Annotated in this window: 13 protein-coding genes; 9 read left to right on the forward strand and 4 right to left on the reverse strand. The window is 56.0% G+C overall.

Annotated features, from left to right (window positions below; translation table 11 throughout):
• Nucleotides 1-39: 39 nt before the first annotated feature.
• A complete protein-coding gene (xylF, locus tag ACNQ0W_RS18205; RefSeq protein ID WP_006808602.1) occupies nt 40-1,032 on the reverse strand; it encodes a D-xylose ABC transporter substrate-binding protein in 993 nt (330 codons plus the stop codon).
• Nucleotides 1,033-1,403: 371 nt separating this feature from the next.
• Between xylF and xylA the strand changes: the two genes are divergently transcribed.
• Together xylA and xylB are read left to right on the forward strand one after the other, a co-directional pair.
• Nucleotides 1,404-2,726 (forward strand): xylose isomerase, encoded by a 1,323-nt coding sequence (xylA, locus tag ACNQ0W_RS18210; RefSeq protein WP_026080557.1) that lies wholly within the window; start codon nt 1,404-1,406, stop codon nt 2,724-2,726.
• Nucleotides 2,727-2,785: 59 nt separating this feature from the next.
• Nucleotides 2,786-4,240 carry a xylulokinase gene (xylB, locus tag ACNQ0W_RS18215; RefSeq protein WP_062933735.1) on the forward strand — a complete coding sequence of 485 codons (1,455 nt, stop codon included), beginning with the start codon at nt 2,786-2,788 and terminating at the stop codon, nt 4,238-4,240.
• A gap of 52 nt (nt 4,241-4,292) precedes the next feature.
• Here the strand turns inward: xylB and ACNQ0W_RS18220 are convergent, their stop codons facing one another.
• A complete protein-coding gene (locus tag ACNQ0W_RS18220) occupies nt 4,293-5,288 on the reverse strand; it encodes an acyltransferase (protein WP_062933734.1) in 996 nt (331 codons plus the stop codon).
• A gap of 184 nt (nt 5,289-5,472) precedes the next feature.
• On the opposite strand from ACNQ0W_RS18220, the gene ACNQ0W_RS18225 reads away from it, so the two are divergent.
• The 3 genes from ACNQ0W_RS18225 to glyS all read left to right on the forward strand — a co-directional run bounded on the left by ACNQ0W_RS18225 (nt 5,473) and on the right by glyS (nt 8,929).
• The gene (locus ACNQ0W_RS18225) at nt 5,473-5,778 is read left to right on the forward strand and encodes a YsaB family lipoprotein (protein WP_017693801.1); all 306 of its coding nucleotides are present in this window, start codon (nt 5,473-5,475) and stop codon (nt 5,776-5,778) included.
• A gap of 160 nt (nt 5,779-5,938) precedes the next feature.
• A complete protein-coding gene (glyQ, locus tag ACNQ0W_RS18230; RefSeq protein ID WP_003860141.1) occupies nt 5,939-6,850 on the forward strand; it encodes a glycine--tRNA ligase subunit alpha in 912 nt (303 codons plus the stop codon).
• Between the two features lie 9 nt (nt 6,851-6,859).
• Nucleotides 6,860-8,929, forward strand: coding sequence for a glycine--tRNA ligase subunit beta (gene glyS, locus ACNQ0W_RS18235; protein ID WP_006808596.1), 2,070 nt, complete (start codon nt 6,860-6,862; stop codon nt 8,927-8,929).
• 145 nt (nt 8,930-9,074) lie between these two features.
• Here the strand turns inward: glyS and fadA are convergent, their stop codons facing one another.
• Together fadA and fadB are read right to left on the reverse strand one after the other, a co-directional pair.
• Nucleotides 9,075-10,238: an acetyl-CoA C-acyltransferase FadA gene (gene fadA / locus ACNQ0W_RS18240; RefSeq protein WP_000416981.1), complete on the reverse strand. Its 1,164-nt coding sequence runs from the start codon at nt 10,236-10,238 to the stop codon at nt 9,075-9,077.
• Nucleotides 10,239-10,247: 9 nt separating this feature from the next.
• Nucleotides 10,248-12,437: a fatty acid oxidation complex subunit alpha FadB gene (fadB, locus tag ACNQ0W_RS18245; RefSeq protein ID WP_062933733.1), complete on the reverse strand. Its 2,190-nt coding sequence runs from the start codon at nt 12,435-12,437 to the stop codon at nt 10,248-10,250.
• Between the two features lie 190 nt (nt 12,438-12,627).
• On the opposite strand from fadB, the gene pepQ reads away from it, so the two are divergent.
• From pepQ to hemG, 4 genes are read left to right on the forward strand one after another with little or no spacing between them, the layout of a single operon-like run.
• On the forward strand, nt 12,628-13,959 hold the full coding sequence (gene pepQ / locus ACNQ0W_RS18250; protein WP_017382602.1) for a Xaa-Pro dipeptidase: 1,332 nt from the start codon (nt 12,628-12,630) through the stop codon (nt 13,957-13,959).
• On the forward strand, nt 13,959-14,573 hold the full coding sequence (locus tag ACNQ0W_RS18255) for an IMPACT family protein (protein ID WP_015572737.1): 615 nt from the start codon (nt 13,959-13,961) through the stop codon (nt 14,571-14,573). The genes pepQ and ACNQ0W_RS18255 overlap by 1 nt, the downstream gene beginning before the upstream one ends.
• A gap of 41 nt (nt 14,574-14,614) precedes the next feature.
• Nucleotides 14,615-16,066, forward strand: a complete 1,452-nt coding sequence (gene trkH / locus ACNQ0W_RS18260) for a Trk system potassium transporter TrkH (protein ID WP_006808591.1) — start codon at nt 14,615-14,617, stop codon at nt 16,064-16,066.
• Between the two features lie 10 nt (nt 16,067-16,076).
• The gene (hemG, locus tag ACNQ0W_RS18265) at nt 16,077-16,622 is read left to right on the forward strand and encodes a menaquinone-dependent protoporphyrinogen IX dehydrogenase (protein WP_062933732.1); all 546 of its coding nucleotides are present in this window, start codon (nt 16,077-16,079) and stop codon (nt 16,620-16,622) included.
• The last annotated feature ends 147 nt before the right edge of the window (nt 16,623-16,769 follow it).

The following is a 16,769-nucleotide window of genomic DNA, read 5'->3' on the forward strand; positions in this document are numbered from 1 at the left end:
CAGGTCAATGCGCCCCTGCCGGGCAGGGGCTGCGCTGGATTACAGTTCACTCTTCTTATGGAAACCGTCTTTCACCACGGTGGCGTCAATATTCTCTTTGTTGACTTCGATAGGGGTAAGCAGGCGAGCAGGTACGTCTTTCAGGCCGTTATTTAACGTCGCGTCTGCTTTAGGTTGCTGGCCATTGCCCAGTTCAACGGCAATTTCGGCGGCCGTATTGGCAAGCTCGGTAATGGGCTTATACACCGTCATGGTCTGGGTACCCGCGATGATGCGTTTTACACCCGCAAGGTCGGCGTCCTGGCCGGAAATAGCGACTTTCCCGGCCAGACCCTGCGCGCTCAGCGCCTGAATGGCGCCACCCGCAGTGGCATCGTTAGAGGCCACCACCGCATCGATTTTGTTATTATTTGCGGTCAACGCGTTTTCCATAATTTTCAGCGCGTTTTCCGGTAACCAGCCGTCAGCCCACTGGTCGCCGACGACTTTAATTTTGCCCTCGTCGATATACGGCTTCAGCACTTTCATTTGCCCCTGGCGGAACAGTTTGGCGTTGTTATCCACGGGCGAGCCGCCCATCAGGAAATAATTCCCCTGAGGCACTTTTGCGACCAGGCTTTTAGCCTGTAATTCGCCCACCTTTTCATTGTCGAACGAAATATAATAATCAATGTCGGCATTATTAATCATGCGGTCATAAGCCAGGACTTTTATCCCTTCCTGTTTCGCTTCTTTCACCACGTTGCTTAATACCTGGCCGTTATACGGGATAATGACCAGCACATCGACGCCACGGTTGATCATATTCTCGATTTGCGACATTTGCGTCTCTTCGTTGCCGTTAGCGGACTGAACGAACACCTCCGCGCCGAGAGATTCCGCTTTTTTAACAAAGATATCGCGATCTTTTTGCCAGCGCTCCAGGCGTAAGTCATCAATCGCCATGCCGATTTTGACCTCTTTGGCGTGGCCGGCAAAGCTTGCAAGCAGGAGAGTAGTGCAGAGCGTTAGGGTCAGGTTCTTTATTTTCATAATTATTAGGCCTTTTTGTAGGGGTATGTGTAGCTGAGATAAAAGAAACGTTCACTGCTGAGACGCAGCAAATTTTTAACGTGGAAAGGCCTGCTGGCAATTACAGATTTTTATCTTCTCATTACGATATTTGGTTTATTTCTGAATTTATGACCGCGATCGGATTTTAAAAAGCGTAACCTATTAATTACATTTGATTCTGGAATGCGCGCCGAAAAATAGTTTGTCTGCACATTATTTTGCGAGCCAGCGCACAATTGCGCATTCTCTCAATAGCAGTGTGAAATAACGTAATTGAGCAACCTCCAATGTCTATTCACTATTACTCCAGAAGCAAGACCACGCCGCATACCCTGATTATGGAGCTCAATATGCAAGCTTATTTCGACCAACTCGATCGCGTTCGTTTCGAAGGCACGAAAACGACCAATCCTTTAGCATTTCGTCACTACAACCCGGATGAGCTGGTGCTGGGTAAGCGCATGGAAGATCACTTGCGCTTTGCCGCCTGCTACTGGCACACCTTCTGCTGGAACGGTGCTGATATGTTCGGCGTGGGCTCTTTTGACCGACCATGGCAACAGCCGGGCGAGGCCATTGAGCTGGCGAAGCGTAAAGCCGACGTCGCGTTCGAGTTCTTCCATAAGCTGAACGTGCCGTACTACTGTTTCCACGATGTGGACGTGTCGCCGGAAGGGGCATCGCTGAAAGAGTATCTGAACAATTTCGCGCAGATGGTCGACGTACTGGCTGAAAAACAGCAGCAAAGCGGCGTCAAGCTGCTCTGGGGTACGGCTAACTGCTTTACCAACCCTCGCTATGGCGCGGGCGCGGCAACCAACCCGGACCCGGAAGTCTTCAGCTGGGCGGCCACCCAGGTTGTGACTGCGATGAACGCCACGCATCAGCTGGGCGGTGAGAACTATGTACTCTGGGGCGGTCGTGAAGGCTATGAAACGCTGCTGAATACCGACCTGCGCCAGGAGCGTGAGCAGATTGGTCGCTTTATGCAGATGGTGGTGGACCACAAACACAAAATCGGTTTCCGCGGCACGCTGCTGATTGAGCCGAAACCACAGGAGCCAACCAAACATCAGTACGACTACGATGTCGCCACCGTGTATGGCTTCCTGAAGCAGTTTGGTCTGGAAAAAGAGATCAAAGTGAATATTGAGGCTAACCACGCTACCCTGGCGGGCCACTCGTTCCATCACGAAATCGCCTCTGCGATTGCGCTGGGCATCTTCGGATCGGTGGATGCGAACCGCGGCGATCCGCAACTGGGCTGGGATACCGACCAGTTCCCGAACAGCGTGGAAGAGAACGCGCTGGTGATGTACGAAATTATCAAAGCGGGCGGTTTCACCACCGGCGGCCTGAACTTTGACGCCAAAGTGCGTCGCCAGAGCACTGACAAATACGATCTGTTCTACGGGCATATTGGCGCGATGGACACCATGGCGCTGGCGCTGAAGGTGGCGGCCCGTATGATTGAAGACGGTGAGCTGGATAAGCGCGTCGCGAAGCGCTACAGCGGCTGGAACAGTGAGCTGGGCCAGCAAATTTTGAAAGGTCAGTTATCGCTTGCGGAGATCGCGAAGTACGCTGAACAGCATCAGCTTGCGCCGCAGCATCAGAGCGGCCATCAGGAGTTGCTGGAAAACCTGGTTAATCACTACCTGTTCGATAAATAACAGCATCCATGCCCGGTAAGCGCAGCGCCACCGGGCATTTCTGTCAAAGGAGTCACCACATGTATATCGGGATCGATCTTGGCACGTCGGGGGTGAAAGCCATCCTGTTAAGCGAGCAGGGCGATGTGTTAGCCACGCAGACTGAAAAGTTGCAGGTTTCACGCCCGCATCCGCTTTGGTCGGAACAAGATCCGGAGCAGTGGTGGCAGGCGACGGACCGCGCGATGAAAGCCTTAGGCGAGCAGCACAGCCTGCGCGGCGTGAAGGCGCTGGGCATTGCCGGGCAAATGCATGGCGCAACGTTGCTGGATAGTCAGCATCGCGTTCTGCGCCCGGCTATTCTCTGGAACGATGGCCGCTGTGCGGAAGAGTGCGCGATCCTTGAGGAGCGTGTGCCTGCGTCCCGCGAAATTACGGGCAACCTGATGATGCCCGGTTTTACCGCGCCAAAACTCCTGTGGGTGCAGCGCCATGAGCCTGAGATTTTTCGCCAGGTGGCGAAGGTTCTGTTGCCGAAAGACTACCTGCGTTTTCGCATGACGGGGGATTTTGCCAGCGACATGTCTGACGCCGCGGGCACGATGTGGCTCGACGTGGCGAAACGGGACTGGAGCGAGGCGATGCTGGATGCCTGCCAGCTGACGCGCGACCATATGCCTGCGCTGTTTGAAGGCAGTGAAATCACGGGGGCTTTGCAGCCTTCTGTTGCTGAACGCTGGAACATGCCAGCCGTACCTGTCGTCGCCGGCGGCGGCGATAATGCGGCGGGGGCGGTCGGCGTGGGGATGGTCGAGGCAGGACAGGCTATGCTCTCGCTCGGCACTTCCGGCGTCTATTTTGCCGTCAGTGACGGGTATCGTAGTAACCCTGAAAGCGCCGTACACAGCTTCTGCCACGCGTTGCCGGGTAAATGGCATTTGATGTCGGTGATGCTGAGCGCGGCTTCCTGCCTCGACTGGGCGGCAAAGCTAACCGGAATGGCGGACGTCCCGGCGCTTATCACAGCGGCACAGCAGGCAGATGATAATGCCGGTGCGGTCTGGTTTTTACCGTACCTTTCCGGCGAGCGGACGCCGCATAACAACCCGGAAGCGAAAGGGGTGTTCTTCGGTCTTACCCATCAGCACGGCCCGGCAGAGCTGGCGCGCGCGGTGCTTGAAGGCGTTGGCTATGCTCTGGCGGACGGAATGGATGTCGTGCATGACTGTGGACTGACGCCATCCAGCATTACGTTAATTGGCGGCGGTGCGCGAAGCAGCTACTGGCGGCAAATGCTTTCCGATATCAGCGGGTTGCAGCTGGACTATCGTACGGGAGGCGATGTCGGCCCGGCGCTCGGTGCGGCACGGCTGGCGCAAATTGCGCTGAACCCGGATAAACCACTGCACCAGCTTTTGCCCCAGCTGCCGCTTGAACGGCAGCATCGTCCTGATGCGAAAAATCATGCTCGCTATGCTGAAAGACGAGACGTGTTCCGCAAAATTTATCAGCAGCTTTTGCCGCTAATGTCATAAACAGGAGCCGGGTGGCGCTAACGCTTACCCGGCCTGCCAGCCTTCAACCGGGCTAGCTCACAAACCGGCGCGTATCGATTCTTTGCAGCAACATTGACAGCAGCAGGCTGACAACCAGCGTAACGGTAAATATCCAGACAATATCCAGCACCGGCCAGCTTTTAAGCTCAACGCCGCGGGTGCGCAGGGCGTGGATCACCAGCGCGTGAAAACCGTAAATGCCCAGCGAGTGGCGAGAGATAAACCCCAGCACCGGAAGCGGGCGGGCATTCAGGGTGTTTTTAACCAGCGTCAGCAGAGAGATCGCGCAGATAAAGACCATCGGGCCGCAGTAGAGATACCAGGTATCGGCAAAGTTGCCGCGCCATTGCAGCTCATGCAGCGTCCCGCGAGAGATAATAAACACACCGACGAGAAACGCGGCTGCGCAAAGCCAGTTCATTCCTCGCTTTTGCGTCTCCATCATGCCAATGGCGCGCCCCAGCATGCCGTACAGCACGTAATAAAACGTATCCCCGGTGATATAAAGGTTAACGGGCAACCATTCAAAGCCATCAATTTTCTGTGAGACGGTGTTCGGGTTGGCCACGATCCCGATGACCACCATCAGCGCCAGCAGCATTTTACCGCTGACGTTTTTTACCTGAATTAACGGTGACACCAGATAGATAACCATTATCGCGAAGAAAAACCACAGATGATAGAACACCGGTTTTTGCAACAAGTTGAGCAGGGAACGTTCAGCGTTAATTGAAGTGAACAGGATGATATAGAGCAGCGAAATGGCGCTGTAAAACAGCAGACAGGAGACAATACGGATGAAATGTCTCGGCTGTGCGCTACGCTCGCCAAAAAAGAGAAAACCGGAAATCATAAAGAACAGCGGGACACTCACGCGGGAGGCCGAGTTCAGAATATTGGCGACATCCCAGTTAACAGGGCTGATACTGTGCGCGTTCGTGACATACCAGGTCGTTGTGTGGATCATCACCACCATCAGACAGGCTATTCCCCGCAGGTTATCAATCCAGTTAATTTTTGACTGCATCAGTTCCTCTGTATTCCTGATAAAAAAAGTGTGACTGCGATTGTGTAAAACTTTTCCCTTGGAAAATTCTGAGTTTAGCCCGGCTAGCTTGTAGGGCGCTGGTGAGATTCGCAGAATGACGGACATTAATCCATAAACGTGTTGCTACTAAAAATAACAGCCACTGACCAGGGCGGTAATAAAAATGATGATGAAGCGTGGGGTGTCACTCTTTCTGCTGCTCTTATTAACAGGATGCAGTGCTTCTGAGGAGATACCTGTCCAAAAAGCGCAGCAGGGGAAAATGAGCCCGGAGCGTTCCCTGAATATGGAACAGCTGTGCAGGGATCAGGCGGCTCACCGCTATAATTCCGAAGCACAGAAAATTCATATAAACGGCTTCGAGCGCTTTCAGGGCAGCTATGAACTGAAAGGCTATACGGCGCGTAAAGAGGGCTTTGTCTGCTCTTTTGATGCAGACGGTCAGTTTTTACATCTCTCAATGCGTTAAATTGCTCGTATAAGCAGCAACCAGAGCCTTCGCAGGTTCTGGCTGTAGGGCTTATTCCCCAATTTTCCCTAAACAACCCCGTTTCGTACTGTATATCTTGCAGCCAGCGGGTATACTGATCCCTTCCATTTAAAACCACACGTATCCAGCACGAAATACTATGCAAAAGTTTGATACCAAGACCTTCCAGGGCCTGATCCTGACCTTACAGGATTACTGGGCTCGTCAGGGCTGCACCATTGTTCAACCTTTGGACATGGAAGTTGGCGCAGGCACCTCGCACCCGATGACCAGCCTGCGCGCGTTAGGGCCAGAGCCAATGGCGACCGCCTATGTGCAGCCATCCCGTCGTCCGACCGATGGCCGTTACGGCGAAAACCCTAACCGTTTGCAGCACTACTATCAGTTCCAGGTGGTGATTAAGCCATCACCCGACAACATTCAGGAACTGTACCTCGGGTCACTGAAAGAGCTGGGTATGGATCCAACCATTCACGACATTCGTTTCGTGGAAGATAACTGGGAAAACCCAACGCTGGGTGCCTGGGGGCTGGGTTGGGAAGTGTGGCTGAACGGCATGGAAGTGACCCAGTTCACCTACTTCCAGCAGGTTGGCGGTCTGGAATGTAAACCGATTACCGGCGAAATCACCTATGGTCTGGAACGTCTGGCCATGTACATTCAGGGCGTAGACAGCGTTTACGACCTGGTCTGGAGCGACGGCCCGCTGGGTAAAACCACCTACGGCGACGTGTTCCATCAGAACGAAGTGGAGCAATCCACCTATAACTTCGAATACGCGGACGTGGACTTCCTGTTCACCTGCTTCGAGCAGTACGAGAAAGAAGCCCAGCAGCTGCTGGCGCTGGAGACTCCGCTGCCGCTGCCTGCCTACGAGCGTATTCTGAAGGCTGCCCACAGCTTCAACCTGCTGGATGCCCGCAAAGCGATCTCCGTGACTGAACGTCAGCGCTACATTCTGCGTATTCGTACCCTGACCAAAGCCGTTGCAGAAGCTTACTACGCGTCCCGTGAAGCCCTTGGCTTCCCGATGTGCAACCGAAACAAATAAGAGGCGGCCATGTCTGAGAAAACTTTCCTGGTGGAAATCGGCACTGAAGAGCTGCCACCAAAAGCCCTGCGCAGCCTGGCTGAATCTTTCGCTGCGAACGTCACTGCTGAGCTGGATAACGCTGGCCTGGCGCACGGTAAAATTGAGTGGTTTGCCGCGCCGCGTCGTCTGGCGCTGAAAGTGGCAAACCTGGCGGCGTCCCAGCCGGATCGCGAAGTTGAAAAACGTGGCCCGGCCATTGCTCAGGCGTTCGACGCCGAAGGCAAGCCGAGCAAAGCGGCAGAAGGCTGGGCGCGCGGCTGCGGCATCACCGTTGATCAGGCCGAGCGTCTGACCACCGACAAAGGTGAATGGCTGCTGTACCGTGCCCATGTGAAAGGCGAAAGCGCCGAAGCGCTGCTGCCTGACATGATCGCGACCTCGCTGGCAAAATTGCCGATTCCTAAGCTGATGCGCTGGGGCGCGTCCGACGTACACTTTGTGCGTCCGGTTCACACCGTGACCCTGCTGCTGGGCGATACCGTTATCCCGGCGACCATTCTGGGCGTGGCGTCCGATCGCGTGATCCGCGGCCATCGCTTTATGGGCGAGCCGGAGTTCACCATCGACAATGCTGACCAGTACCCGCAGATCCTGCTGGAGCGCGGCAAGGTCATTGCTGACTACGAACAGCGTAAAGCCAAAATCAAAGCGGACGCAGAAGACGCGGCGCGCAAAATTGGCGGAAACGCTGACCTGAGCGACAGCCTGCTGGAAGAGGTGACCTCGCTGGTCGAATGGCCGGTTGTACTGACCGCGAAATTCGAAGAGAAATTCCTGGCCGTTCCGGCAGAAGCGCTTGTTTACACCATGAAGGGTGACCAGAAGTACTTCCCGGTTTACGCCAACGACGGCAAGCTGCTGCCAAACTTCATCTTCGTGGCGAACATCGAATCGAAAGATCCGAGCCAGATTATCTCCGGTAACGAGAAAGTGGTGCGTCCGCGTCTGGCGGATGCCGAGTTCTTCTTCAATACCGACCGTAAAAAACGTCTGGAAGACAACCTGCCGCGTCTGCAAACCGTGCTGTTCCAGCAGCAGCTGGGTACGCTGCGCGACAAGACCGACCGTATCGCGGAGCTGTCCGGCTGGATTGCCCGTGAAATTGGCGCCGACGTTAACCACGCTACCCGCGCGGGCCTGCTCTCCAAGTGCGACCTGATGACCAACATGGTGTTCGAATTTACCGACACCCAGGGCGTGATGGGCATGCACTACGCGCGTCACGATGGCGAAGCGGAAGACGTGGCGGTAGCCCTGAACGAGCAGTATCAGCCGCGCTTTGCCGGTGACGATCTGCCGTCTAACCCGGTTGCCTGCGCTGTGGCGATTGCCGATAAGATGGACACCCTGGCGGGTATCTTCGGTATCGGTCAGCATCCGAAAGGCGATAAAGACCCGTTTGCGCTGCGTCGCGCTGCGCTGGGCGTGCTGCGAATCATCGTAGAGAAGAACCTCAACCTCGATCTGCAAACGCTGACCGAAGAAGCGGTACGTCTGTACGGCGATAAGCTGACCAACGCGAAGGTTGTGGATGATGTTATCGACTTTATGCTCGGTCGTTTCCGCGCATGGTATCAGGACGAAGGTTACTCCGTTGATACCATTCAGGCGGTGCTGGCGCGTCGTCCGACCCGTCCGGCAGATTTCGATGCGCGTATGAAAGCGGTATCCCACTTCCGTACGCTGGAAGCGGCGTCTGCGCTGGCCGCGGCCAACAAGCGCGTATCCAACATCCTCGCGAAATCCGACGAGACGCTGAACGAGCGCGTCAACGCTGCAACCCTGAAAGAGCCGGAAGAGATTTCTCTGGCGATGCAGGTGGTGGTGCTGCGCGACAAGCTGGAGCCGTACTTCGCGGAAGGTCGCTACCAGGAAGCGCTGGTGGAGCTGGCGGAGCTGCGTGACGTCATCGACGCCTTCTTCGAGAAGGTAATGGTGAACGTGGAAGATAAAGAGCTGCGGATTAACCGTCTCTCGATGCTTGAGAAACTGCGTGAGCTGTTCCTGCGCGTGGCGGATATTTCGCTGCTGCAATAACGTAAAAAACCCGCCCCTGACAGGCGGGAAGAACGGCAACTAAACTTTTTCTCTCCGTAGGCCGGGAAAGCGTAGCGCCTCCCGGCAAAAGCCCGATGGCGCGATGCTTATCGGGCCTACGTTACTTTGAGATACTTTTCCTTATTTACACCCTCTCAAACACCGTCGCGATCCCCTGACCCAACCCGATACACATCGTTGCCAGACCAAACTGGGCATCTTTGCGTTCCATCAGGTTAATCAGCGTGGTACTGATACGTGCCCCGGAGCAGCCCAGCGGGTGTCCGAGGGCGATCGCGCCGCCGTTGAGGTTAATCTTCTCGTCGATCTGATCCATCAGCCCCAGATCTTTAATGCACGGCAGGATCTGCGCGGCGAACGCTTCGTTCATCTCGAACAGGTCAATATCACTTGCGCTCAGCCCCGCTTTTTTCAGCGCCAGTTTTGATGCCGGAACCGGGCCGTAGCCCATGATGGAAGGATCGCAGCCCACGACCGCCATCGAACGCACGCGGGCGCGTGGCGTCAGGCCTAATTCGCGGGCGCGGCTTTCGCTCATCACCAGCATCGCGGCGGCACCGTCGGACAGGGCAGACGAGGTGCCCGCCGTTACCGTGCCGGTGACCGGATCAAACGCCGGACGCAGGGTAGAAAGCGCTTCGACCGTGGTTTCCGGGCGGATAACTTCGTCGTAGCTGAACTGCTTCAGTACGCCGTCTGCGTCGTGACCGCCGGTTGGGATGATCTCATTCTTAAAGGCACCAGACTGCGTGGCGGCCCAGGCGCGGGCATGCGAGCGTGCGGCAAACGCATCCTGCATCTCACGGCTGATGCCGTGCAGACGGGAGAGCATCTCGGCGGTCAGGCCCATCATACCGGCGGCTTTCGCCACGTTGCGGCTCATGCCTGGATGGAAATCGACCCCGTGGCTCATCGGCACGTGGCCCATGTGCTCCACGCCGCCCACCAGACAGGCCTGCGCATCGCCGGTCATGATCATCCGCGCCGCGTCGTGCAGCGCCTGCATCGACGAACCGCAAAGACGGTTGACGGTGACGGCCGGAACCGAATGCGGGATCTCCGCCAGCAGGGACGCGTTACGGGCAATGTTGAAGCCCTGCTCCAGCGTCTGCTGCACGCAGCCCCAGTAGATATCGTCCAGCGCTGCTGGGTCCAGCGCCGGGTTACGCGCCAGCAGGCTACGCATCAGGTGCGCGGAGAGATCTTCCGCGCGCACGTTACGGAACGCACCGCCTTTTGAACGGCCCATCGGGGTGCGAATCGCATCAACAATGACAACCTTTTCCATTGTGACTCCTTAAGCCGTTTTCAGTTCGCCAACCGGACGGGCTGGCTCAACTGCTGGGTAGTAGGGTTCGTTATGGCGCGCTTTGTTACGCAGCCCTTCCGGCACCTCATAAAGCGGGCCGAGGTGCTGGTACTGCTGAGCCATATCGAGATAGCGGGCGCTGCCGAGCGTATCCAGCCAGCGGAACGCGCCGCCGTGGAACGGAGGGAAGCCAAGGCCGTACACCAGCGCCATATCCGCTTCTGCCGGGCTGGCGATAATGCCTTCTTCGAGGCAGCGCACCACTTCGTTGATCATCGGGATCATCATCCGGGCGATGATCTCATCGTCGGTGAAGTCGCGTTTCGGCTGACTGACGTCGGCCAGCAGGCCATCCACCGCCGCATCTTCTTCTTTCTTCGGTTTGCCTTTGCTGTCTTCTTTATAGCGCCAGAAGCCCAGACCGTTTTTCTGACCAAAGCGGTTGGCGTCGAACAGGGCGTCAATGGCGTCGCGATAGTCTTTCTGCATGCGCTGCGGGAAGCCCGCCGCCATCACCGCCTGCGCGTGATGGGCAGTGTCGATGCCGACAACGTCCAGCAGATACGCCGGGCCCATCGGCCAGCCGAACTGTTTTTCCATCACCTTGTCGATTTTGCGGAAGTCTGCGCCGTCGCGCAGCAGCTGGCTGAAACCGGCGAAGTACGGGAACAGCACGCGGTTAACGAAGAAGCCCGGGCAGTCGTTAACCACGATCGGCGTTTTGCCCATCTTGCTCGCCCACGCCACCACTTTGGCGATGGTTTCGTCGGAGGTTTTTTCCCCACGGATCACTTCAACCAGCGGCATGCGATGCACCGGGTTAAAGAAGTGCATCCCGCAGAAGTTTTCCGGACGCTTCAGCACGCTCGCCAGTTCGCTGATAGGAATAGTGGAGGTGTTAGAGGCCAGCACGGTTTCCGGACGCACCTTGTCTTCGGTTTCGGCCAGTACCGCTTTTTTCACTTTCGGGTTCTCGACGACCGCTTCAACCACCACGTCCACACGGTCGAAACCGCTGTATTCCAGCACTGGCTGGATGGTGGAGATCACGCCTGCCAGCTTCAGACCGTCAATTTTGCCGCGCTCAAGCTGTTTATTCAGCAGCTTGGCCGCTTCGGTCATGCCCAGCGTCAGGGATTTCTCGTTGATGTCCTTCATCACCACCGGCACGCCTTTCCAGGCAGACTGGTAGGCGATGCCGCCACCCATAATGCCCGCGCCGAGTACCGCCGCGTGTTTTGGCGTTTCAACGTTTTTGGTGAGTTGTTTGGCTTTGCCCTTCACGAACTGATCGTTAAGGAAGATACCAACCAGCGCGCGGGCTTCGTTGGTGTGCGCCAGCGGGACAAAGCTCTGGTTTTCCAGCTTCAGGGCGTCATCACGGCCCAGCCGGGCTGCCGCTTCAATGGTTTTCACCGCCGTGATCGGTGCCGGGTAGTGTTTACCCGCCGTCTGCATCACCATGCCTTTGGCGATGGTGAAGCTCATGGTGGCTTCAATTTTGCTGAGCTTCAACGGCTCCAGTTTCGGCTGACGTTTGGCTTTCCAGTCGAGATCGCCGTTAATCGCCTGACGCAGAATGGCGACAGCGCCTTCAATCAGTTTTTCAGGCTTAACCACGCCGTCCACCAGACCGATTTTCTGTGCCTGTTCCGCGCCCACATCTTTACCTGCGGCAATGATCTCCAGCGCGCTGTCGGCACCCAACATGCGCGGCATACGCACCGAGCCGCCAAAGCCCGGCATAATGCCCAGTTTGGTTTCCGGCAGGCCGATGCGCAGGTCCGGGGTCGCCAGACGGTAATCAGTGGCTAACACGCATTCGCAACCGCCGCCCAGCGCGTAACCGTTAACGGCAGAAAGGGTCGGGACAGGCAGATCTTCCAGACGATTAAAGACGCTGTTCGCGAAATGCAGCCACTGGCTCAGCTGTTCTTCGGGCACCAGGAACAGCGACAGGAATTCGGTGATATCCGCGCCAACGATAAAGGCCGCTTTGTTGGAGCGCAGCAGCAGCCCTTTTAAATCTGATTGCTTTTCAAGTACATCCAGCGCCTGGCCAAGACTGGCCACCGTCGCGGTATCAAGCTTGTTCACTGAGCCGGGGGCATCGAACACCAGTTCGGCAATGCCATCTTCCAGCCAGTCTACGTACAGGGTGTCGCCTTTGTAGAGCATGTCGGTCTCCTGAATCCAGCAATTGGATCTGGTCATACCAGATGAAACGGAGTGTGGAATTTATGTTAATAAAATGCAAATTAGTCATTAAGAAATTGCTGCGCTGATCACGGTCGGTGGAAATCACGCAGCCGGAGTGAGGTGTGCTAAGATGCGATGACTTGAGGTCAAAAAAACGAAAGGAAGAATGATGGACTCACTGGCTTCGCTTTATAAAAATCATATCGTTACCCTACAGGAACGTACCCGCGATGTACTGGCCCGCTTCAAGCTGGATGCCCTGCTGATCCACTCCGGCGAGCTGATGAATACTTTTCTTGATGACCATGCTTATCCCTTCAAGGTTAACCCGCAGTTTAAAGCCTGGGTACCTGTGACGCAGGTTCCAAATTGCTGGCTGCTGGTGGATGGCGTGAACAAGCCGAAACTGTGGTTCTACCTGCCGGTCGATTACTGGCACAACGTGGAACCGCTGCCGACCTCATTCTGGACCGAAGAAATTGACGTGATTGCGCTGCCAAAAGCAGACGGCATTGGCAGCCAGCTGCCAGCGGCGCGCGGCAACATCGGCTACATTGGTCCGGTTCCTGAGCGTGCGCTGGGTCTGGATATTCCGGCAGATAAACTCAACCCGAAAGGCGTGCTGGATTATCTGCACTACTATCGCGCCTACAAGACCGACTACGAACTTTACTGCATGCGTGAAGCGCAAAAAACGGCGGTGAATGGCCACCGTGCGGCGCACGAAGCGTTCCAGTCCGGTATGAGCGAGTTCGATATTAATCAGGCCTACCTGACGGCGACCGGCCACCGCGATACCGACGTGCCGTACAGCAACATCGTGGCGCTGAATGAACATGCCTCGGTTCTGCACTACACCAAACTGGATCATCAGGTTCCGGCTGAGATGCGCAGCTTCCTGCTGGACGCGGGGGCTGAGTACAATGGTTATGCGGCAGACCTGACCCGTACCTGGGCGGCGAATGCGGACACCGATTTTGCGCAATTGATCAAAGACGTGAACGACGAACAGCTGGCGCTGATTGGCACCATGAAGGCCGGAACCAGCTACGTGGATTATCACATCCAGTTCCATCAGCGCATCGCTAAACTGCTGCGTAAGCATCAGATTGTCAAAGACATGAGCGAAGAGGCGATGGTTGAGAACGATCTGACCGGGCCATTTATGCCGCACGGTATCGGCCACCCGCTGGGTTTGCAGGTTCATGACGTCGCGGGCTTTATGCAGGATGATACCGGTACGCACCTGGCGGCACCGTCTAAATATCCTTATCTGCGCTGCACCCGCGTTCTGGCGCCGCGTATGGTATTGACCATCGAGCCGGGCATCTACTTTATTGAATCCCTGCTGGCGCCGTGGCGCGAAGGGCAATTCAGCAAGCACTTCAACTGGGAGAAAATTGAAGCGCTGAAGCCGTATGGCGGCATTCGTATCGAGGATAACGTGGTTATTCACGAGAACAGCATTGAGAACATGACGCGAGATCTGAAGCTGGCCTGATGGAAAGCTGGCTGATACCGGCCGAGCCGGTCACCTTTGTTGAGGAAATCAAGAAAAGCCGCTTTATCACGCTGTTGGCGCATACCGACGGCGTGGAGGCGGCGAAGGCGTTCGTCGAGTCCGTCCGCGCGCAGCACCCCGATGCCCGCCATCACTGTGTGGCGTGGGTCGCGGGGCCGCCAGACGACTCACAGCAGCTTGGGTTTTCTGACGACGGTGAACCGGCGGGTACGGCCGGAAAACCGATGCTCTCCCAGTTGATGGGCAGCGGCGTGGGTGAAATCACCGCCGTCGTGGTCCGCTACTACGGGGGCATTTTGTTAGGCACCGGAGGGCTGGTTAAAGCCTACGGAGGTGGTGTCCAGCAGGCGCTTAATCTGCTGATAACAACCCGCAAAACGCCACTTACGGAATATACTTTGTTATGCGATTACGCCCAGCTATCGGGTATCGAAGCACTGCTTAAACAGTTTAACGGTGTCATCGCACACAGTGATTATCAGGCAATGGTGCAATTACGCGTGGCGCTTCCTCAGGCGGAACTGGCTGCTTTTTCAGCAAAACTCGCTGATTTTAGTCGCGGTTCATTGCAATTACTGCCGATTGAAGAATAATCCCCACCTCACAATTTTGAATACCTAAGGAAGCGGCAGAGATGCATTTTCGTGCCATTACCCGAATCGTTGGATTGCTGGTCATACTTTTCTCCGGGACAATGATTATTCCCGGACTGGTGGCGCTCATCTACCGGGACGGTGCGGGGCGTGCATTTACGCAAACCTTTTTTGTCGCGCTGACGATTGGCTCCCTGCTGTGGTGGCCAAACCGCCGTGAGAAAGGTGAACTGAAATCCCGGGAGGGGTTTCTGATTGTGGTCCTGTTCTGGACGGTACTGGGAAGCGTGGGTGCGCTGCCGTTTATCTTCTCCGAACAACCGAATCTCACCGTCACGGATGCGTTTTTTGAATCGTTCTCCGGATTAACGACCACCGGGGCCACCACGCTGGTGGGGCTGGATTCGCTCCCGCATGCGATTCTCTTTTACCGGCAGATGCTCCAGTGGTTCGGCGGTATGGGGATCATCGTCCTGGCGGTGGCTATCCTGCCCATTCTGGGCGTCGGGGGGATGCAGCTCTACCGGGCGGAGATGCCCGGCCCGCTGAAAGATAACAAGATGCGCCCGCGTATTGCGGAGACGGCGAAGACCCTGTGGCTTATCTATGTCCTGCTGACGGTGGCCTGCGCGCTGGCGCTGTGGTTTGCCGGGATGCCTGCGTTTGATGCCATCGGGCACAGCTTTGCGACTATTGCTATCGGCGGGTTCTCCACCCACGATGCCAGCGTCGGCTACTTCGACAGCCCGACAATCAATACCATCATTGCCATCTTTTTGCTGATCTCAGGCTGTAACTACGGTCTACACTTCTCGTTGCTTAGCGGAAGGAGCCTGAAGGTGTACTGGCGCGACCCGGAATTCCGGATGTTTATTGGCGTCCAGCTGACCCTGGTGGTTATCTGTACCCTGGTACTGTGGTTCCACGATGTTTATAACTCGGCGGTCACGACCCTGAACCAGGCCTTCTTCCAGGTGGTATCGATGGCGACAACCGCCGGTTTCACCACGGACAGTATTGCGCGTTGGCCACTGTTCCTGCCGGTGCTGCTGTTGTGCTCTGCGTTTATCGGCGGTTGCGCCGGGTCAACGGGCGGCGGTCTGAAGGTGATCCGTATCCTGCTGCTGTTCAAGCAGGGGAACCGTGAGCTGAAACGTCTGGTCCACCCGAATGCGGTTTACAGTATTAAGCTGGGGAACCGCGCGCTGCCGGAGCGCATCCTCGAAGCGGTGTGGGGATTCTTCTCCGCTTATGCGCTGGTCTTTATTGTCAGTATGCTGGCGATTATCGCCACGGGCGTGGATGATTTCTCTGCCTTCGCCTCTGTGGTGGCAACGTTAAACAACCTGGGGCCGGGGCTGGGCGTCGTGGCGGATAACTTCGCCAGTATGAACCCGGTGGCGAAGTGGATCTTAATCGCCAATATGCTGTTTGGGCGTCTTGAGGTCTTTACGCTGCTGGTGCTGTTTACCCCAACATTCTGGCGTGAGTAAGGAGACATTGGTGAAAACGTTAATTCTTTTCTCAACGCGTGACGGGCAAACGCGTGAGATTGCTTCATATCTGGCTTCCGAACTCAAAGAGCTGGGCATTTATTCTGATGTGGTGAACCTGAATCGCACAGAGCAGATTGCCTGGCAGGATTACGACCGCGTGGTGATTGGCGCTTCAATTCGCTACGGCCATTTCCATCCGGCGCTGGATCGCTTTGTGAAAAAGCATACGGCGGAGCTCGCTCAGCTGCCTGGCGCGTTTTACTCGGTCAACCTGGTTGCCCGTAAACCGGAGAAGCGTACGCCGCAGACCAACAGTTATACGCGCAAGTTTTTGCTGAGTTCGCCATGGCAGCCCGATATCTGTTCTGTCTTTGCTGGCGCGCTGCGTTACCCGCGTTACCGCTGGTATGACCGCTTTATGATCCGCCTGATCATGAAAATGACGGGCGGGGAAACGGATACGCGTAAAGAAGTGGTGTATACCGACTGGGCTCAGGTCGCCAGTTTTGCCCGTGAAATTGCGCGTTTAACGGACGATGCGCGGGTTAAATAAGCGTTGAGTTTGAAAAGTGAGCGAACGAAAAGTTTTTTGTATTTAGTGCTTGTCACTTCAGAAGAACTCCCTATAATGCGCCTCCACTGACACGGAACAACGGCACGCAAGCCGCCGGGTCAGCAGAGAAAAGCAAAATAAACGCTT

Source organism: Enterobacter cloacae complex sp. 6730903 (genome assembly GCF_048283985.1).
Lineage (GTDB): Bacteria > Pseudomonadota > Gammaproteobacteria > Enterobacterales > Enterobacteriaceae > Enterobacter > Enterobacter hormaechei_C.